Annotated in this window: 13 protein-coding genes and 1 pseudogene; 3 read left to right on the top strand and 11 right to left on the bottom strand. The window is 67.7% G+C overall.

Annotated features, from left to right (window positions below):
• The 3 genes and pseudogenes from QM712_RS28850 to QM712_RS28860 form a co-directional block, all read left to right on the top strand.
• Positions 1-427: pseudogene (locus QM712_RS28850) on the top strand (acetyl-CoA carboxylase carboxyl transferase subunit beta); the annotation flags it as partial.
• Entirely contained in the window at positions 424-1,767 is a 1,344-nt protein-coding gene (locus QM712_RS28855) for a bifunctional folylpolyglutamate synthase/dihydrofolate synthase (protein WP_415026556.1), read from the top strand. The pseudogene QM712_RS28850 and the gene QM712_RS28855, both read left to right, overlap by 4 nt.
• A 31-nt stretch (positions 1,768-1,798) precedes the next feature.
• Positions 1,799-2,542: a metallophosphoesterase family protein gene (locus QM712_RS28860; RefSeq protein ID WP_415026557.1), complete on the top strand. Its 744-nt coding sequence runs from the start codon at positions 1,799-1,801 to the stop codon at positions 2,540-2,542.
• Between the two features lie 59 nt (positions 2,543-2,601).
• Here QM712_RS28860 and trxA read toward each other — a convergent pair whose 3' ends face one another.
• The 11 genes from trxA to ubiE form a co-directional block, all read right to left on the bottom strand.
• Positions 2,602-2,922, bottom strand: coding sequence for a thioredoxin (gene trxA, locus QM712_RS28865; RefSeq protein ID WP_415026558.1), 321 nt, complete (start codon positions 2,920-2,922; stop codon positions 2,602-2,604).
• Positions 2,923-2,989: 67 nt separating this feature from the next.
• Positions 2,990-6,499 (bottom strand): double-strand break repair helicase AddA, encoded by a 3,510-nt coding sequence (gene addA / locus QM712_RS28870; RefSeq protein ID WP_415026559.1) that lies wholly within the window; start codon positions 6,497-6,499, stop codon positions 2,990-2,992.
• Positions 6,493-9,639 carry a double-strand break repair protein AddB gene (addB, locus tag QM712_RS28875; protein ID WP_415026560.1) on the bottom strand — a complete coding sequence of 1,049 codons (3,147 nt, stop codon included), beginning with the start codon at positions 9,637-9,639 and terminating at the stop codon, positions 6,493-6,495. The genes addA and addB overlap by 7 nt, the downstream gene beginning before the upstream one ends.
• Before the next feature lie 247 nt (positions 9,640-9,886).
• Complete coding sequence (locus QM712_RS28880) at positions 9,887-10,609, bottom strand: nucleotidyltransferase family protein (protein WP_415026561.1); 723 nt, start codon at positions 10,607-10,609, stop codon at positions 9,887-9,889.
• Between the two features lie 125 nt (positions 10,610-10,734).
• On the bottom strand, positions 10,735-11,052 hold the full coding sequence (locus QM712_RS28885) for a PilZ domain-containing protein (RefSeq protein WP_415026562.1): 318 nt from the start codon (positions 11,050-11,052) through the stop codon (positions 10,735-10,737).
• Between the two features lie 92 nt (positions 11,053-11,144).
• Complete coding sequence (tsaE, locus tag QM712_RS28890) at positions 11,145-12,668, bottom strand: tRNA (adenosine(37)-N6)-threonylcarbamoyltransferase complex ATPase subunit type 1 TsaE (RefSeq protein WP_415026563.1); 1,524 nt, start codon at positions 12,666-12,668, stop codon at positions 11,145-11,147.
• Positions 12,665-15,169, bottom strand: a complete 2,505-nt coding sequence (locus QM712_RS28895; RefSeq protein WP_415026564.1) for an ATP-binding protein — start codon at positions 15,167-15,169, stop codon at positions 12,665-12,667. Before QM712_RS28895 ends, tsaE begins: the two co-directional genes overlap by 4 nt.
• Before the next feature lie 190 nt (positions 15,170-15,359).
• Entirely contained in the window at positions 15,360-15,818 is a 459-nt protein-coding gene (gene dut / locus QM712_RS28900; RefSeq protein ID WP_415026565.1) for a dUTP diphosphatase, read from the bottom strand.
• Entirely contained in the window at positions 15,815-17,266 is a 1,452-nt protein-coding gene (gene coaBC, locus QM712_RS28905) for a bifunctional phosphopantothenoylcysteine decarboxylase/phosphopantothenate--cysteine ligase CoaBC (protein WP_415026566.1), read from the bottom strand. The genes dut and coaBC overlap by 4 nt, the downstream gene beginning before the upstream one ends.
• 56 nt (positions 17,267-17,322) lie before the next feature.
• The gene (gene ubiB, locus QM712_RS28910) at positions 17,323-18,897 is read right to left on the bottom strand and encodes a 2-polyprenylphenol 6-hydroxylase (protein ID WP_415026567.1); all 1,575 of its coding nucleotides are present in this window, start codon (positions 18,895-18,897) and stop codon (positions 17,323-17,325) included.
• Positions 18,894-19,655: a bifunctional demethylmenaquinone methyltransferase/2-methoxy-6-polyprenyl-1,4-benzoquinol methylase UbiE gene (gene ubiE, locus QM712_RS28915; RefSeq protein WP_415026568.1), complete on the bottom strand. Its 762-nt coding sequence runs from the start codon at positions 19,653-19,655 to the stop codon at positions 18,894-18,896. The genes ubiB and ubiE overlap by 4 nt, the downstream gene beginning before the upstream one ends.
• Positions 19,656-19,709: the final 54 nt, after the last annotated feature.

The following is a 19,709-nucleotide window of genomic DNA, read 5'->3' on the forward strand; positions in this document are numbered from 1 at the left end:
CCTGTCGCTGATGCAGATGCCGCGCACCACCGTCGCGGTGCAGATGCTGCGCGAGGCGAAGCAGCCCTACATCGTCGTGCTGACCAATCCGACCACCGGCGGCGTCACCGCATCCTACGCGATGCTCGGCGACGTGCAGATCGCCGAGCCCGGCGCACTGATCGGCTTTGCCGGCGCGCGCGTCATCGAGCAGACCATCCGCGAGAAGCTGCCGGAAGGTTTCCAGCGCGCCGAGTACCTGAAGGAACACGGCATGGTCGACATGGTCGTGCATCGCCATGATCTCCGCCCGACGCTGGCGCGGCTGTGCCGCCTGCTGACCAAGGCGCCGGCGCTGGAAAACGCGCCGAAGTCCGCGCAGCCGGTGACGAGCCCGGCGCAGATCGTATCGGCTCCCGAAGTGGCGCCGGCCGCGCCGCACGCGTGAACGCCTCCGCCGACAGCGCCAAGCCGCCGCTCGGTGACCTGATCGAGCGGTTGTCGGCCCTGCATCAGAAGCGCATCGATCTCGGACTCGAGCGGATGCACCGTCTGCTCGAACGGCTCGGCCATCCCGAACGCAAGCTGCCGCCGGTGATCCACATCGCCGGCACCAACGGCAAGGGCTCGACGCTCGCCTATCTGCGCGCGACGCTGGAGGCTGCGGGCCTGCGCGTGCACGCCTACACCTCGCCCTATCTGGTCCGGATCAACGAATGTTTCCGGCTCGGCCGCGTCGGCGGCGGCGTGCTCGTCGGCGACGACGAGTTGCGTGCGGCGCTCGAAGAGGTCGAACGCGTCAATGGCGGCGAGCCCGCGACCGTGTTCGAGCTGAAGACCGCCGCGGCATTCCATCTCTTCGCGCAGAATCCGGCCGACGTCGTGCTGCTGGAAGTCGGCCTCGGAGGCCGGCTCGATTCGACCAACGTGGTCGATGCGCCGGCGGCCTGCGTGATCACGCCGATCAGCATGGACCACATGGATTTCCTCGGGGATACGCTGACGTCGATCGCCGGCGAGAAGGCCGCGATCATCAAGCGCGGCGTGCCGGTGATCTCCGCCGAGCAGACCTCGGAAGCGATGGCCGTGATCGACGCGCAGGCCAAACGCATGCGCGCGCCGCTGTTTGCCGCGAACGAAAGCTGGCACGTCAATGTCGAGCGCGGGCGGCTGGTCTATTCCGACGACCGCGGCCTGATGGATCTCGCGGCGCCGCGCCTGTTCGGCCGCCACCAGTTCGACAATGCCGGCCTTGCGATCGCGACGCTGCGCGCAACCGATGCGTTCAAGATAAACCAGGCGGCATTCGAGGCCGGCATCCTCGGTGCCGAATGGCCGGCGCGGATGCAGCGCATCACCTCCGGCGAGATGCTCGGCTGGGGACCGCAGGGGTCCGAGATCTGGCTCGACGGCGGCCACAATGCCGAAGGCGGGCGCGTCGCGGCGGCCGCGCTCGGTGACCTCGAGGAGCGGGTGTCACGGCCGCTGGTCCTGATCGCCGGCATGATGGCCAACAAGGACGCGCAGGGCTTCCTGGCCAATTTCGCCGGGCTCACGCGCCATATCATCGTGGTGCCGATTCCCGAGACCGAGAACGCGATGCCGGCCGATCGCCTCGCCGATGCCGTCCGCAGCCTCGGCATGCGCGTCGAGATCGCGCCCGGCATCGAGGCGGCATTGCGCACGCTGTCGCGGCTTGCCTACGAGGTGCCGCCGCGTATCCTGATCACTGGCTCGCTCTATCTCGCCGGCCACGTGCTCGCCATCAACGGCACGCCTCCTGCATAGTCCTCTGCTCCGGACAAGCAGGAGAGACCCGATGCGCCTTGCCGCGATTGCCGACGTCCACGGAAATCATCTCGCCCTTGAAGCCGTGCTCGCCGACATCCGTGCGCATGGCATCTCCGACATCGTCAATCTCGGCGACATGGTCAGCGGGCCGCTCGATGCGCGCCGCACCATCGAGATCCTGACGAATCTCGACGCCGCGCATGTGCTCGGCAATCACGACCGCTATCTGCTCGACCGCCCGCCGGAAAAGATGGGCTCGTGGGATCGTCCCGCGCATGCGCAGCTCGACGGCTCCCAGCTCGACTGGCTGCGCGCGCAGCCGATGACGCGGGTCTTCCGCGAGCAGGTCTTCCTCTGCCACGCGACTCCCGGCGATGACGAGGTCTATTGGCTCGATACCGTGCATCCCGACGGCACGGTGGCGCTGTCGCCGCCGGATCGCATCGCGCAGCTCGCGCAAGGCGTCACGCAACCGCTGATCCTCTGCGCCCACACTCATCTAGCCCGCGCGGTTCGCCTGCGTGACGGCCGGCTGATCGTCAATCCCGGCAGCGTCGGCAGCCCGGGCTATCGCGACGTGCATCCGTTTCCGCATGTCGTCGAGGCCGGCACGCCGCACGCGCGCTACGCGATCCTCGAACTGTCCGACGGCGCCTGGCAGGTCACGTTCCGCAACATCGCCTACGACCATGAAGCGATGGCCGCGCTGGCGCGCCGCAATGGCCAGCCGGAGCTGGCCAACGCGCTCGCGACGGGATGGATCAATCCGTGAAAAACAAACGGCCGGCGAAGCGCCGGCCGTCGAGAATTCGCTGGTCTTGCGAAGGTGGATCAGACCGCGGAGGTGATCCACTGCTGCAGCTTCGCCTTCGGTGCCGCGCCGACCTGGCGGGACGACATCTCGCCGCCCTTGAAGATCATCAGGGTTGGGATCGACATCACGCCATACTTCGACGCCGTCTTCGGGCTCTCGTCGACGTTGAGCTTCACGATCTTGACCTTGTCGCCCATCGCGCCGGCGATCTCGTCGAGGGCGGGTGCGATCATGCGGCAGGGGCCGCACCACTCGGCCCAGAAATCGACGACCACCGGGCCGTTCGCCTTGAGCACTTCGGCTTCGAAATCGGCGTCAGAAACCTTGCCAACGGCCATGGGAGTACCTCGTTCGGTTATGAGAATCGGCGCGATGTGGAATCGCGCCCGGGATCATGGCGTCAACCTATGAACGGCTCCTTGCCGGGTCAAGGACGCTCACGCCGACATGAAGGGATGCCAGCGCCGCGTCCAGCGCGGGGGCTGAAATCTCCATGTATTCAAGGGCCTCGGTCCAGAGCAGGACGGCGCGGACCGGCTTTTGGGGATAAAGCCGGGAGAGCACCGCCCGGTACAGCGCAAGCTGTCGGACATAGGCCGCGGGCGCTTCGGCGGCGCTCGCGGGCGCGGTCTGGTTGGTCTTGAAATCGACGATCAGGACCTCATCCGGACGAACGACCAGCCGGTCGATCTGCCCGGAGACCAGCGCCGCAGGGCGGCCGGGCCGTTCCAGCCGTCCGGCGATGGCGACCTCCGCCCGGCTTCCCGCCGCAAAAACCGGCGCAAAACGCGGCTCGGCAATGAGCGCGAGCACCTTGTCGGCCAGCGCGGCGCGGTCGGCTTCCGGCCACTCGGAGGCGTTGCGTGCCATGAAGCCGAGCGCGGCCTCGCGCCGGCGTTCGATGGCGATGTCGGGCAAGGATTGCAGCAGCCGATGCACCAGCGTGCCGCGCTGCAAGGCGAGTGCGCGGGACTGGACCGATTCGCCGGTGCGAACCGACCGCCCCTCCCCTGCGGCCTGACCGGATGGCCGCACCGGATCGTCATCGAGACTTTCGCGGGGGGCCTGTGCCCGGAGCCATGCCGGCAGCTCGACGGCCTGATCCACGGGCGCCATGGGCGTGCCGATCGCCGCGACGTCCTCCGCACGGGCAAAGCGGGTGACCTTGCCGAGCGGTGTCTCGATCGTCTGCTTGTCGAGGCCCGAGCCGGTCAGCCCGGTGTCGATCAGGTCGTACCAGCTCAGCTTGCGGACCGTCTTCATGTTGCCGGGCATGCAGCCGCCGACGATCAGCCGGTCGGCGGCGCGCGTCATCGCGACATAGAGCAGGCGGCGATACTCGTCCTCGGTCTCGGTCAGCATCGCGTTGCGCGCCGCGGCGACCGGCTTCGGATCGTCGGCCTTGCGCCCGGCCCAGACCACGACCTCGCCGCCATTGCCGCGCGGCACATGGATCAGCCGCAGCCGCTGGCTGTCCGACGGCGAGGACGTCGTGTCCACCATGAACACCACCGAGGCCTCCAGCCCCTTGGCGCCGTGCACGGTCATCACCCGCACCTCGTCGCGCGTGATCTCCATGTCGCGCTTCACCTCGGTGTCGGCCGAGCGAAGCCATGCCATGAATCCCTGCAGCGAAGCGGGCGCCTTGCGCTCGTGGTTCAGCGCAAGTTCGAGGAATTCGTCCAGCGCGTCGTTGGCCTCGTGGCCGAGCCGGCGCAGGATGCGCGCGCGTCCCCCGTCGCCGCCCAGCAGCCAGGCATAGAAGGCGAACGGCGTTTCGTCGCGCGCCCGCGATTCGCAGGCTTCCAGGCGCCGCAGCGCCGTCGCGAATTTCTCGCTGTCGGCCGCGTGTTCGCCCAGCGCACGGCGCAGCGATCCCTTGCGGTCGCGGGCGAGCGTGAACAGGTCGTCGTCGTCGAGACCGAACAGCGGGCTCTTCAGCGCCACCGCGAGCGCAAGATCGTCCTGCGGCAGCAGCAGCGCATCGGCGAGGTTCATCAGGTCGATGATCGCGATGTGCTCGGTGAGCTTGAGCCGGTCGGCGCCGGCGACGGGAATGCCGGCGTGCTTGAGCGCCTGGATCACGGCGTCGAACGCATTGCCGCGGCGGCGTACCAGGATCAGCATGTCGCCATAACGCAGCGGCCGCCGCTCGCCCTCGTGTCCCGTCAGCGTGCCGCTCTCGACCAGTCGCTTGATCTCGGCCTGGATGCGGCGCGCGAGCTTGACCTCGGGGCTGGTGGTCGCGACGCCGTCGAACGGCGCGCGCCAGCCCTCGATGTCCTGCCTGTCGTCCGCCTCGGCGAGGTCCCACAGCTCGATCACGCTCGGGCCGGCATCGCTGAGCGCGTTGTGCAGGGGGTGGCCGATGTCGATCGAATGGATGCTCTTGTAGATCTCCGGCTCGCGGAACACGTGGTCGACCGAGTGCAGGATCGCGGCGCCCGAGCGGAACGAATAGGTGAAGGCGACGGGATCGAATTTCAGTCCGGCGGCGGTGAACTTGCGGTGGAGCTCGCGCCGCCGCGCGTCGAATTCCCGGGGCTGCGCGCCCTGGAACGAGAAGATCGACTGCTTCTCGTCGCCGACGGCGAAGATCGTGCGGTTCAGTCCCTCGCGCGCGCCATCGCCCGCGGTGAACTCGGAGATGATGTGGGCGACGATATCCCATTGCCGCGGGCTGGTGTCCTGCGCCTCGTCGATCAGGACATGATCGACGCCACGGTCGAGCTTGTAGTGCACCCAGCCCGCGCTCACGCGGTTGAGCATCGCCAGCGTCTTGTCGATGAGGTCGTCGTAGTCGAGCAGGCCGCGCTCCTGCTTCTCGCGGCGGTAGTTCGCGGCGGCAGCGGTCGCGATGTGCAGCAGCGCCGCGGTGCGGTCGCGCATGGTCACCGCGCGGCGCTTCTCGATCAGCCCGCCGAGGCGTGGTGCCTCGCTCTCGAACAGGCGCGCGACGGACGGATTGTGTTCGCCGAACTTCCTGGTCAGCACGGCCTTGCGCGGCAGCTTTTCGTCGGTGAGGAAGACGCCGAGATAGGCGTCGACCTGCGCGCCGCCGGAAAACAGCTTCGCCGCGCGAAGCCGCTCGGCCTGGTCGTTGTCCGACTTGCTGCCGTCCTCCAGTGCGAAGGCGATGTCGTCCCAGCGCGATCGCGGCAGGAACGGACCGTCGAGAATCTCGGTCTCGACATCCTCGATGCGATCGCCGGCTTCGACGCCGAGTGCCGCCGCCATCTGCGCGGCCGCCAGTTCCGCATTGCCGGCTTCATCGGTCCAGCTCATGAAATGGTCGCGGCTGAGACAGGCTTCGCGCACGACCTCCTTGAAGGTGACGTCGGCGGCGCTGGCCATCGCGGTCAGCAGCGCGCGGCCGGTGGCGCTCTCGGGATCCCGCGCGGCCTCCAGCAGCACCTTCAGGTTGGCGCGCTCCATCATGTCGGTCTGGTCGCGCTCGTCGATCACGGCGAAGCGCGCGGGCACGTTGGCTTCGAACGGGAATTGCTGGAGCAGGCGCGTACAGAGCGCGTGGATGGTCTGCACCTTCAGGCCGCCCGGCGTTTCCAGCGCGCAAGCGAAGAGCTTTCGCGCCTCGCGGCAGAGTCGGGCAGTCGGATGCGGGATGCCGACGGCAACGATCGCCTTCCTGAGCGCGTCGTCGTCCAGCGTCACCCAATGCCCGAGCGTGGTGAACACGCGCTCGGCCATGTTGGCGGCGGCGGCCTTGGTGAAGGTGATGCAGAGGATCTTTTCAGGCGGCACGCCCGAGAGCAGCAGGCGGATCACGCGCTGCACCAGCACATGGGTCTTGCCCGAGCCGGCATTGGCCGACACGAAGGCCGATGCGGTCGGGTCGGACGCACGCGCCTGCCGCGCGCGGACCTCGTCGGGGATCGGACGCGGCAACTTCACCATTCCTCGATTCCCAATCCGCCGGCCGCCGACCATTCCTTGATCCGGGCGAGGTCGTCATAGGCGCCGTAGCGGTTCGTCCACATCGGCAGGTTCAGGGACGTATAGGGCTGATTTTCGTCGTCGAAGGCACGGATCAACGCCTCCAGCTTGGCCCTCGCTTCCGCGGCCGCGGTGTCCGGCGGCTGCGGCTCATCGCCTTGCCTGTACTTCAGCTCGAGGACGCGCTCCTCGCCCGGCGGGTTGTTGCCGCTGAGGCGGACATAGACGAGCTGGCTGACGGACGCGCCGGCGTCGATGCCGGGAAAGCCGCCTTCGCGGAGGATCGCGGCTTCCAGCGTGAGCTGCGGCGACAGGCCCATGCGAACCTGCTTGCCGGTCGGGGGCTGCCCGGTCTTGTAGTCGAGAATGGCGTAGCCGCCGCCCTGACGCCGTTCGATACGGTCGGCACGCGCGGACAGGCGGAAGCTGCGGCCGTCACCAAGCGGGATCGAGATCTCGCCGCGGGTCTCCGCGTCAAGCGCCTCGATGACGCCGCGCCGCGCCAGCTCCCACTCGCCGAACCAGCGCGCGATGCGCTGGAAGCGCGGCCACCACAGCGCCTGCGCCTCGGGTCGCTCCATCAGCGGCGCGAAATACGTCTTGCCGATCGCGCGCAGCACGCCGGCGGGATCGTCGGGCAGACGCGCGGCATAGGTCTCGGTGAATTCGCCGATCGCGTCGTGAATCGCCGAGCCGCGGTCGGCGGCCGAGAGCGGCATGTCGACGGGATCGAGCGCATCGAGCCGCAGGATGTGCTTCGCATAGATCGTGTAGGGGTCGCGCAGCCAGTCTTCGATGGCCGTGACCGACATGCTGAGCGGCCGCGTCGCACGCGGCGGCCGCGGTTCGGGCTGCTTGATCGGGATGACCTCATCGGGCTGGTCCAGCGCGTCGGCGAATTGCACGTACGTCTCGCCGGCGCGCCGCGCGGCCTTCCAGTGCTCGTCGCCCGCGACGGCCTCGAGCCGGTGCAGGAAGCGCGAGGCGACCGCCGGTGCGCCGCCGGCCTTGGCCGAATGGGTGAGGATCACCTCGTCGGCGCCGAGCAATTGCGCGAAGTCGTGCGCGGAGAGGCCGATGCGCCGCTCCGGCAGGTCGAGACCGAGCTCGTGCCGCATCGGCCGGCTGAGCCAGGGATCGATGCGCGGAGCGGGTGGCCAGACGCCCTCGATCAGGCCGCCGACGATGATGCGATCGGCCTGCATCAGGCGCGATTCCAGCGGACCGTAGATCTGCAGCCGCGCGCCGGGCTTGTCCGGACGGCGCACCGCGCGGTCGCTGAACGCGGTCTGGAAGACGTCCGGATAGTCCGGCAGCGGCACCATCAATCCGCTGGTCGTCCCGCCGCGCAGGAGATCGTCGAAGGCGCCGGCCAGCGCGCGGCCGTCGCGCTCCTCGAAGGCGAGCGGAATGCCCTGTTCGTCGCGCGACAGCTCGATCATGACCTCGCGATGCCGATGCGCGAGCTCGGCGAAATCGTATGGTTTTGCCGATGCAAGGCTCTCGATCGGCGCCAGGGCCTTTTGAAGGATGTCGATCAGCGCCTGGATGCGATCGAGGTGTTCGGCCTTCAGGCGCGCGCGCGGCTCGGCGCGGTGCAGCGCCGAGGCCTCGCTGCGCCACAGCTTCGCAAGCTCGTCGCGAAACCGGTTGAACTCGCGCAGCAGGCCGGCGCCGCCCTCGGGCGGCCGCGTCCCGCGCAGGACCGCAAGCTCGAGGTCTTCGATCGCCGCTTTCCAGGCGCCTTGCGCGCGGCCGAGCCGGCACAGCGGATGCTTCAGCATCGCCAGCAGCGTCGGCGGCTCCAATCCCCTGGTCGCGGCCTCCGCGACGAGGCGGGCAAAGGTGCCGGCCGTCGTCTCCATCAGCACGTCGCCGCCGGAATCGTCGAAGGCGAGGTTCCAGCGGGTCAGCGCGGCCATCACACGCCGCGCCAATGCGCGGTCGGGAGTGACGAGGGCCGCCGACTTGTCGAGATGCCGCGCCTCGCGCATCGCGATCGCGATGGCGAGGGCCTCCATCTCGGGATTGGGGGCTTCGACGACGGCGAGATTGTTCATCCCGCGCGCGATCTTTGCGGCCACATCCGGCTGCTTCAGCCGGTCGTGCCAGATCTCCGTTCTGGATGAGGGCCGCATCGATTCGGATGCGAGGAGATCGCGACCGCCTTCCGCCGGCGGCTGGAGCAATTCGACATCGCTGCGCTTGATGCCGAAGCGCTGCAGCAGCGCATGCAGGGCATATTGCGGATGGTTCGACGCCGGATGCTCCGCGAATTTGCCGAGCGAATCGCGCACGCCGCCGATGGTCCGCCAGGCATCCTCGTCGAGATCGGTGTCGAGACCGGGCAGCACCACCGCGCCATGCGGCAGCGAAGCGACCGCATGCAGGAATTTCGCGGTGGCCGGCATTGAACCGGTCGAGCCGGCGGCGATCACGGGCCCATGGGGATGCGCGGTCAGCCGCTTCGCCTCGGCCGCGATCAGGAGATCACGCCGCGCGGCGGGCTCGATCCGGTTGATCTCGGCGAGGTGATTGGGCCACGCCACGCGCGCGATGCGCAGGAATTCGAGCGAATGCTGCCAGTACCTGTCGAGCTGGTCCGGCACGAGGCCATCGAGCGCGCTCCAGTCGACGCCGCGCGTCACCATGTCGTCGATCAGCCGTGCCAGATCGCCCGCGAGCGCCAGCGTCGAGGCGGGGCCGCCGACCACCAGCGGTGACAGCACCGGGCGCTTGGCCCAGGCCGCGACCAGCTGCGCCAGCGTCAGCCGTCGCTCGAGCTCTCCGAGCCGCGGCGGAATGTCGAGCGGCGCGGCGGTCGAGAACTGCTCGCCTTCGTCCGCAAAGGCGAGTTCGTCCTCGTCGATGTCGCCGAGCGCGACGATGCGCGGCAGCACGACCGCATCCGTCTTCATCTCGTCGAGGAAGATCTCGCGGACCACGCGCATGGCGCGGCGGGTCGGCAGATACAGCGTGGCATCCGCGAGCCGCGCCGGCTCCTTCCGCGCCTCGAAGCCGTCGACGAGCCGGCCGTCGAGCAGGGCCGAGACGACGGTGCGCAGGAGCGGAACGGAGACTGGAACGCTGAAGACGCGCATGGGCTGCCTGATTCGGGGATCAGGCGCCAATATAGGCAGGCGGACTCAAATGGTCATGGGGCAGGGCGCGGTCTTCCCCGTTGTTCGCGCGCCTCGACAGCTCTCATGCCCCGGACGCGGCGCAGCACGTGATGATGCGCTGCTGAGCCGGGGCCCAGATTGCTCGTTTCGCGAGGGAGAAAGGAGTGGGGCCCGGCGCTGCGGGCATTTCGCGCCGCACCGCGTCCGGGACGCGAGCGGTGAGGCTTTACGCCACGCTTTCCAGGAACGCCTCTTCCGCGGCGTGCACGGCGTCGGGCGTGCCGACATGCATCCAGACGCCATCCAGGCGCAGGCCGAACAGCCGCTCCTGCTCGTTGGCGCGGTCGAACATCCGGGTCAGCGAGAATTCGCCCTGCGGCGCATCGGCGAAGATCGACGGCGACATGATGGCCGCGCCCGCATAGACGAACGGAACCACTTCTTTTTCCTTGCGCTTGCGCAGAGCGCCGTCAGGCAGCATGCCGTAATCGCCGCGTCCGCCATAGCCGATGCTGGTGGCGGTCGGCGCCATCAGCAGCAGGATGTCCATGCGCGCGGGATCGAAGTTTTCAGCCAGGCGCGTCAGGTTCGAGCGCACGCCGTCGATCCACAGCGTGTCGGAATTGACATGGAAGAACGGCGCGTTGCCGAGCAGGGGCAGCGCCTTGACCACGCCGCCGCCGGTGCCGAGCACCTGGTCGCGCTCGTCCGAGATGGTCACGTGCGGAAGCTGGCGCGAGGCAACGTGATCGATGATCTGGTCCGGCAAATAGTGCACGTTGACCACGGCCTCGGTCACGCCGGCCTGGCCGAGCTTGTCGAGAACATGGTCGAGCAGCGGCTGTCCTGCTACCGGGACCATCGGCTTCGGCATCTTGTCCGTCAAAGGACGCATGCGCAGGCCGAATCCTGCGGCGAGCACCATGGCTTTGGTCGGGTGGACGGACATTCTTCGCTTTCTCAGACCTCGAAATCTCGCGTTCGGCGCGAACCCTAGCATGGGCCTTTGCGAGCCGCACCGCATCTCAACCGCCTTAATCACCCGACGTGACGGTTGTACGACGGGTGTTGCCGTCACGCCCCGAGGGACGTGGAATGCGCCTTTTTCTTCTTGTCGCCCGGTTTCAGGAAATTGACGCCGATCTGGTCGCCATTGACCCAGGCGAGCTCGCAGCGCCGGTACGCGAGCCCGGTGGACGAGAGCAGGAGAAAAAATTCCTTCAGATGCAGGCCCTCGACGGAGCCGTCGATGGTCAGCTTGGCGCCGGTGGCGGAGACGTCCTCCATGGTGCAGTCGCGCCGCCAGGTGCCGTCGATCCCCATCATCTGGGCCGGAATCCCGCGTTCGAAAACAACCCGGTTGCTCCCGCGCTGCTCCGTCTTGCCCGCCATCTGCGCTTGCTCCAGCCCTGCAATTGTCCGGCTGCCTCAGGACGAAGATGATACCGACGCGGTGGCTAACAGCCGGTAAATCGGGCTGCGAATCAGGATCGGGGCGGGGGAACGTTGGCGAGATACCAGTCGCGCAGATGGGCCAGCGCGGGATGCGCCAGCGACCGCTGGAGATAGGTCCAGATCCGGGGCTGGTGCCGCAGATAATGCGGCTTGCCGTCGCGGCGGTTGAGACGGGCGAAGGTTCCGAGCAGGCGCGTGTTCCGCTGCGCCGACATGATGGCATAGAGTTCGGCGAAGGCCGCCGGATCGAAGCCCGCATCCTCGGCGCGACGGGCCTTGATGTAGCGCGACAGCAGCGTCAGCTCGACGCTTTCGGGCACGTCGATGCGCGCATCCTGCAGCAGCGACACGACGTCGTAGGATTTCGGGCCCAGCACGGTGTCCTGGAAATCGATCACGCCGACGCGCGCGATGCCGGTGCGGTCGGCGAGCCAGATGATGTTGGGCGAGTGATAGTCGCGCAGCACCCAGGTCTTCGCTGCGGCCATCGGCTTCTGCAGCAACGCGCGCCACATCGCATAGAATTCGGCGCGCTTGTCTTCGCTCAGCTCGACGCCGCGATCGGGCAGATACCATTCCGGCATCAATCCGATCTCGATCAACAGCGCTTCGGTGTCGAACACGGGGATGGTGTAAGTCGTCTGTCCGTCCAGCGGCAGCGTCTCGGGCAGCGTCTGCGCATGCAGTGCGGCCAGCATGTCGGTCGCAGCTTCATAGCGTTCGCTGATCGGGCGTGGTGGGTCGCCCTCGATCACGCCCTCGCTGCCGAAATCCTCCGTGATCAGGAAGCCGTGCGCGAGGTCGGAATGATGGATCACGGGCGCGGAGATGTTCCGGGCGCGCAGGCCTTCGTCGATGGCGACGAACGGCCTGACGTTCTCGGCAAGATGCACCGCGGCGCTGTAGGACTTTCCGTCGTACAGCGCGGCACCGTCGGAGCGCTGCGGAAAGTTCATCAGGATGACGATGCCGTCGTCGCGCACCAGCCGCGCATAGGAGCGGGTCGAGGCGTCGCCGGCCATCCGCCGTCGCGTGGCGTCGGCATAGCCGGATGTGTCGAGGAACCCGCGCAGGGCCTTCAGCCGCGTGACCTGCGCGGCAGCCTTGCCGTAACCGGTGATGTCGGCGGCACGCGCGGTCGACCCCAGCGCCGGCCGGTGCGTGAGCGCGATCTCGATGCGGTCGTCCGGCATCGCCGACGGCGCGCGCTCCGGCCATTCGATCAGGACGAGCGTGGCATCGGGAAGCGGAGACAGCCCGATCTCATCGAGCTCGCTCTCGTTCTCGACGCGATAGAGATCGGCATGCAGCACCGGAAACGGCGGCAGCTCGTAGCCCTGCACCAGCGTGAAGGTCGGGCTCGGCACCTCGAACGTTTCGTCGCCGGCGAGATAGCGGATCATGGCGCGGGCAGCAGCGGTCTTGCCCGCACCGAGATCCCCGCTGAGTGTGATGACATCGCCGGGACCGACCAGCAGTGCAAGATCGGCCATCAGCTGAGCGGTGGCCGTCTCGTTGTGAAGCGCGACGGAGAATGTGGCTGGCGCGATCATTCGGCGGCGTCGCGATGCGCCGCCTGGTCGGTCGGGAAGTCGCAGATCACGACCGTGCCCCTGCCCACGATCGAGTCCACGCGCACCTTGCCGCCATGCAGCTCGACGAAGGAGCGCACCAGCGACAGGCCGAGTCCGGCGCCGCGGTGACGCGACCCCTGCGAGCGGCTTTCGAACCAGTTGAACACCTTGTCCTTCATGTCGGCAGGTATTCCAGGTCCGGAATCTGTCACGGTGAAGACCACGCTGCGTTCGGTGCGCCGCGCGCTGATTCCGACTGTGGAATCCTGTGGAGAAAACCCGACGGCGTTGGCGAGGAGGTTATAGAGCACCTGCACCACGCGCTTCTCATCGCCAATGAAGCTGCCGACATCGGGTGCGATCTCGACCTTGAGGCGGATGCGATCGGTGGCGAGCCGGTCCTGGATGCCCTCGGCGGCCAGCTCGATGGTCTTGCTGACGTCGACCGGACCGAGTTCCAGCTTCATGGCGCCGGCGTCGATGGTCGCCAGATCGAGGATGTTGTTGGTCAGCGCCAGCAGCGCGTTGGTCGACTTGGTGACGTAGTCGAGATATTCGGCCTGTTTCGGCGTCAGCGGTCCGGTCGAGGGATCGCTGAGGAAATGCGCGAAGCCGATGATGGTGGTGAGCGGCGAGCGCAGCTCGTAGGAAACGTGGTGGACGAAATCCACCTTCATCTGGTCGGCGGTCTCCAGTGCTTCGTTGCGCTCGCGCAGCGCGCGTTCGACATTCTCAGTGTCGGTGATGTCCTGGAAGGTCAGCATGGTGGCGCCGTCGGGCAGCGGCCGGATCATGCCGTCGAGAACGCTGCCGTCCTTGCGCTCCAGCTTCAGCGGCACGTCGACGCGGTTCTCGATCGAGGTGATGGCTTCGCGGATCTGCCGCCACACGACCGGGTCGTCGAACAATTGCTGGCACCAGCCCTCGACCGTCTGGATATGCGGCTCGTCGCGCATGGCGTCGCTCGAGAGCTTCCACATCCGGACGAAGGCGGGGTTGAACAGCTGGGCCTTGCCGTGGCTGCCGAACACCGCGACGCCCTCGGCGAGGCTGTCGAGCGTCTCGCGCTGGACGCGGATCATGCCGTCGAAACGGCGGGCAAGCTCGAGGCTCTCGGTGACGTCGTCGAACAGATAGGTCACGCCGCCTTCCGGATTCGGCGTCGTGACGACGGACAGCGCGCGGCCGTCGGGAAGGTACCAGGTGTCCTTGGCGGCCTCGACCGCGCGATAGGCCTCGTGCAGCTTGGCCTTCCACGCGCGGAAATCCGGCTGTTCCGGCAGCTTGCGCGCGGCCCGGAGCTGGTCGAGCACGCTGGAATCGTCGGGATTGGAATCCAGGAAGGTGCGGTCGAGGTCCCACAGCCGCCGGTAGGAATCGTTGTAGAAGGCGAGGCGGCGCTGGCCGTCGAACACCGCGACGCCCGAGGAGAGCTGGTCGAGCGTGCGGCGATGCGCCTCAGCCATCCGCACCAGCGCCGAGCTCAGCGCATCGGCCTCGCTGGCGTCGATGGCGACACCGACACTGCCGCTGCCGACATTGACCGCGCTCACGTCGTATATACGCCGTTCGCCGCCGATCACGATCGGCAGCCGCGAGCTGAAATTGGCGGCGTCCTTCAGCCCCCGCTCCATGGCGAGGCGGTCGGCACTGTCGAGCAGCTCGAGCTTGCGCTCCTGCGCATCGGCGACGCTGCTTGCCTCGGTGGCGCGCACATAGGCCGGGTTCGCAAAGGTCAGCGAGCCATTGTCGGCCTTGGCCCAGATCGGCCAGGGCGCGGCGGCGGCAAAGCCGCGCAGCATCTCGGTCTCGTCGAGCAGCGCCTTGTGGCGCAGCGTGGTCTCGGCCAGTTCGCGGCGCAGGCCCGAGAGTTCGCGAATCCTGACGATGGCCTGGCCGCCGATGGCGCGGCCGATGGCCTCGAGAGTGTGGCCATGCGCGGTGGTCAGCGTGATCTGGAAGCCGTCGCCATGGCTGCGAAGCGCATCGACCGCGTGATCCATCTGGAGTGCGGGTTCCGGGGGCAGCCAGGTTCCGAACGCGAGCACGCGTTGCGGCGAGGAGTCGCGCGGCAACACCATGGAGATGTCGCCGGAAATCTGCGCGCGATTGTCGCCGGCCGGCCAGGAGATCAGGATCTGAGGTTCGGCGAACAGCAGTGCGCCGAAGCGGTCGGCCTGCAGTTGCAGTTCCCCGATCCGGGCGCGCAGGCGCGCCTCGTTCGTTGCCGTGCGCACACGCGTCCGCATCAGCAGGATCGCGGCCACGACCGTGAAGCCGAGCAGGGCCAGCGCGGTGGCCAGCACCGCGAGCTCCTGCCGGTTGAAATCCAGCATTATCGAGAGTGTGTCGATGAAGTCGGCGGCTTCAGCCGGCGCAGCCGGCAGCAGCGCTGCGAGAGCGCCTCCCAACAAGCCGTTGCGCGCCAACGATGTGCACGACAACAGCGTCCGACGCATCGACACGATCACGCCTGACATAGTTGCCCCAAGACCGCACGAATTGACCCACGGCGACCCCCGTCGCGCGCGAATCAAAACACAATACCCTCACCGCGACTCCACCGGTAAGAGTCCAGATCGTGAACGCAAAGGGGCTTCCGAAAAAATGCCGGCTGCGTGGTTCCAGTCCGCCTGGCTCGTCGGGTGATTCGGCAGGAGCCGTGGCGCGTCAGCGACCGGTCGAGCCGAAGCCGCCGGCGCCGCGGTCGGTCTCCGACAATGTCGCGACCGGAACCAGCGCGGCCTGCACCACGGGCGCGATCACCATCTGCGCGATGCGCTCGCCGCGCTTGATCACGAACGGCGCGGCGCCGTGATTGATCAGGATGACCTTGATCTCGCCGCGATAGTCCGCGTCGATCGTGCCCGGCGAGTTCAGCACGGTGACGCCGTGCTTGGCGGCAAGGCCCGAGCGCGGCCGCACCTGGGCCTCGTGTCCGGGCGGCAGCGCGATCGCAAGGCCCGTCGGCACCAGCGCATACTGGCCGGGCGCGAGCGTCTGCGGCTCGCCGTCCGGAACCGCGGCCATCAGGTCGAGGCCGGCGGCCTCGGCGGTCTGATAGGCCGGCAGCGGCAGGCCTTCGGCATGAGCGAGGCGCTGCAGTTCGACCGTGACTTTCGTGCTCAAGATGCCGGCTCCCGGGATTTGTCGGTCACGCTCTTGGCGATATGCCCGACCAGTTCGATGGCGACCTGTTCCTTGGTCATCACGGGCCAGGAATCAACAATGATCTCGCCGTCCTTCTCGCCGTTCTTGCGGCTGATGAGGTGGACGGTGTTGCGGTCGCCGCCCATGACGCCGGTCGCGGGCGAGACGTCGTTGGCGACGATCCAGTCGCAGCCCTTGCGGGCCAGCTTGGATTTCGCGTTGTCGATGAGATGTTCGGTCTCGGCGGCGAAACCGATCACCAGCGGCGGGCGCTTGTCGGTCAGCTTCGAGATCGTGGCGAGGATGTCGGGGTTCTCGACGAGCTGCAGCGGCGGCATGCCGGCCGAGGTCTTCTTCAGCTTCTGCTCGCCCTCATTGGCGACCCGCCAGTCGGCGACCGCGGCGGCGAAGATCGCGATGTCGGCGGGGAGCGCGGCCTGCACCTGTTCCAGCATCTGCCGCGCCGATTCGACGTGCTTCATCGTCACGCCCGCGGGATCGCCGAGATCGACGGGGCCGCTCACCAGGATCACCTCGGCGCCCGCGGCTTGCGCGGCGGCGGCGATCGCAAAGCCCTGCTTGCCGGAGGAGCGGTTGGCGATGTAGCGCACCGGATCGATCGGCTCATGTGTCGGGCCTGCTGTGATCAGCACGCGCTTGCCGGCGAGCGGGCGCGGCACCGGCGGCCGCAGCAGGCGCTCGGCGGCGGTGGCGATCTCGATCGCCTCGGACATGCGGCCGACGCCGGCCTCGCCCGCTTCGGCCATCTCGCCCGAATTCGGTCCGATCAGCACGACGCCGTCGCGCTGGAGCTGCGCGACGTTGCGCCGCGTCGCCGCGTTGTTCCACATCAGCGGATTCATCGCCGGCGCGAGCAGGATCTTGCGGTTGGTCGCGAGCAGGATCGCGCTGGCGAGGTCGTCGGCATGGCCGTTGGCCATCTTCGCCATCAGGTCGGCCGTGGCGGGGGCCACCACGATCAGTTCGCAGTCGCGCGCCAGCCGGATATGGCCTGCGTCGAACTCGCTCTGGGGATCGAACAGGTCGGTATGGACGCGCTCGTGAGACAGGGCGCTCACGGCCAGCGGCGTGACGAATTGCTGCGCCGCCTGGGTCAGCACGCAGCGGACCTCGATGCGCCGCTCCTTCAGCCTCCGGATCAGGTCGAGCGATTTGTAGGCGGCGATTCCGCCGCCGATGATCAGGGTGACGCTGGCCTCGGGAACGCTGCTGGTGCGCTGGGCGGCAGGGCTGGCGGATGCCATGGCCGGCGCCGCAAACGGCGTCAGCGGCTCTTCCCGGCCCTCGATCAGCTCCCGGAGGATGACCCGGACCTCTTCCTCGACCGACCTGTGATTCTTGGCCGAGCGCAGCCGCAAGTAGGCTTTGACGGCGTCGTCGAGCTTGCGGATGGTCAGGCTTGCCATGACGCCCTCCAGCACGAAATGATAGCGATGCTATCACTCGCATGATTGCAGTGCAATCAAAGATTCCGGACGGCGATCAGGATGCCGATGAAGGTGGCGGCGATGATCCAGAGCGCCACGGTACGCCATCGGTTCTTGCGGCTCTCGGTGCGGGCCATCGCCGCGATGCTGTCGGGCGACAGCCTCAGGCCTTCCCGCGACATGGTCTCCAGCTGCTCCAGCACGGCGACGGAGCGGGCGGCGATCTCGGGCAGCCGCATCAGGACGCGGGCGAGGTCGCCGCCACCCGAAAGCGCGCCCTGCACCCGGCCGATCGGGCCGAGATTGCGTTCGATCCATTCGCGCACGACGGGGTCGGCGATCTTCCAGATGTCGAGCTTGGGATCGAAGCCGCGCGCCACGCCCTCGACCACCACCATGGTCTTCTGCAGCAGGATCAATTCGGGCCGCGTCGTCATGTCGAACAGGCCGGTGACCTCGAGCAGCAGCGTGAGCAGCCGCGCCATCGAGATCTCCTCGGCGGTGCGGTTGTGGATCGGCTCGCCGATGGCGCGGATCGCCTGCGCGAAGTTCTCGACCGAATGGTGCGCGGGAACGTAGCCAGCTTCGAAATGCACCTCGGCGACGCGGCGGTAATCGCGCGTGATGAAGCCGAGCAGGATCTCCGCGAGGAAGCGCCGCTCCTTCATGCCGAGCCGGCCCATGATGCCGAAATCGACCGCGACGAGGCGTCCGGCGTCGTCCAGGAACAGGTTGCCGGGATGCATGTCGGCATGGAAGAAGCCGTCGCGCAGCGCGTGCCGGAGGAAGCTCTGGATGACCTTGCGGCCGAGATCGGGCAGGTCGACGTCGGCCTCCGCGAGGCGCTTGTGGTCGTTCAGCGCGATGCCGTCGATCCACTCCATCGTCAGCACGTTGTGCGTGGTGCGATCCCAGTCGACGGTCGGAACGCGGAAATCGGGATCGTCGCGCGTGTTCTCCGCCATCTCCGACAGCGCCGCGGCCTCGAGCCGCAGATCCATCTCCATCGCGACCGAACGCGACATGGTGTTGATGACTTCGACGAGGCGCAGCCGCCGCGCTTCGGCCGAATAGGCTTCCGCCTTGTGCGCGACGAAGAAGAAATCCGAGAGATCACGGCGGAAGCGCGCGGCGACGTTGGGTCGCAGCACCTTGATCGCGACCGGCTTGCGGATGCCGTCGCGCAGCACTTCGCCGCGATGCACCTGTGCGATCGAGGCGGCGGCGACCGGCGTGCTGAAGCTCACGAACACATCCGTCAGCGGCCTCTCCAGCGAGGTCGCGATCGCTGCTTCCGCTTCCGCCTGCGAAAACGGCGGCAGCCGGTCCTGGAGGCTTTCGAGGTCGCGCGCCATGACGACGCCGACAACGTCCGGGCGCGTCGCCAGGAACTGTCCGAGCTTGAGATAGGCCGGCCCCATGCGCGTCAGCGCGCGCGATAGCCGCGGTCCGTCCTTGGGGCCGCGCCGCTCGACGAGGCGCGCAAGCTTGAGCGCGAGCTGTCCGGGCGGCGGCACCAGGCTCGGATCGACGGAGCCGAATACGCCTTCGCGCGCGAAAACGAACGCAGCGCGCATCAGGCGCGCGATGTGAGTGATGGCAGAGATCACAAACGCCAGCCCGAATGCAGTGCGACGATGCCGCCGGACAGTGTCTGCCAGCTTACGCGGGCGAAGCCGGCGTCGCGGATCATGTCGGCGAAAGCGTTGGGCTTCGGAAACTGGCGGATCGATTCGACGAGATATCGGTAGGACTCGGCATCGCCCGTCACCATGCGGCCGAGCGGCGGGATCACCTTGAACGAGAACAGGTCATAGATGCGATCGAGCCCGGGCATCTCGACGGTGGAGAACTCCAGGCAAAGGAAGCGGCTGCCCGGCTTGAGCACACGATAGGCCTCGCGCAGCGCCAGATCGATCCGCGGCACGTTGCGAATCCCGAAAGCGATCGTATACGCGTCGAAGCTGCGGTCGGCGAAGGCCAGCGCCTCGGCATTGCCTTCGACGAAGTCGACCTGGGTGTCGAGATGCCGCTTTGCGGCGCGCTCCCGGCCCACGGCCAGCATGTCGGTGTTGATGTCGCAGACGGTGGCGTGGAAGCCGGCGCCGGCCGCCTTGGCGGCGCGGAACGAGATGTCGCCAGTGCCGCCGGCAACGTCCAGCAATGCGAACGGCCGATCGCTCCTCGGCGGGTCGAGCGCGTTGATCATGATGTCCTTCCAGACCCGGTGCAGGCCACCGGACATCAGGTCGTTCATCAGGTCATAGCGCGAGGCCACGCTGTGAAACACGTCGTTCACCAGCGTCTGCTTGTCCCCCAGGGGAACGTCCCTGAAGCCAAAATGCGTGGTTTCGCCCGGCCGATCCATTACTCTACTCCGCGAGGCGGACCATAGCGCGGCCGCCGCAATGGCGCTATCACA

The sequence above is a fragment of the Bradyrhizobium sp. genome (assembly GCF_047605465.1).
GTDB lineage: Bacteria > Pseudomonadota > Alphaproteobacteria > Rhizobiales > Xanthobacteraceae > Bradyrhizobium.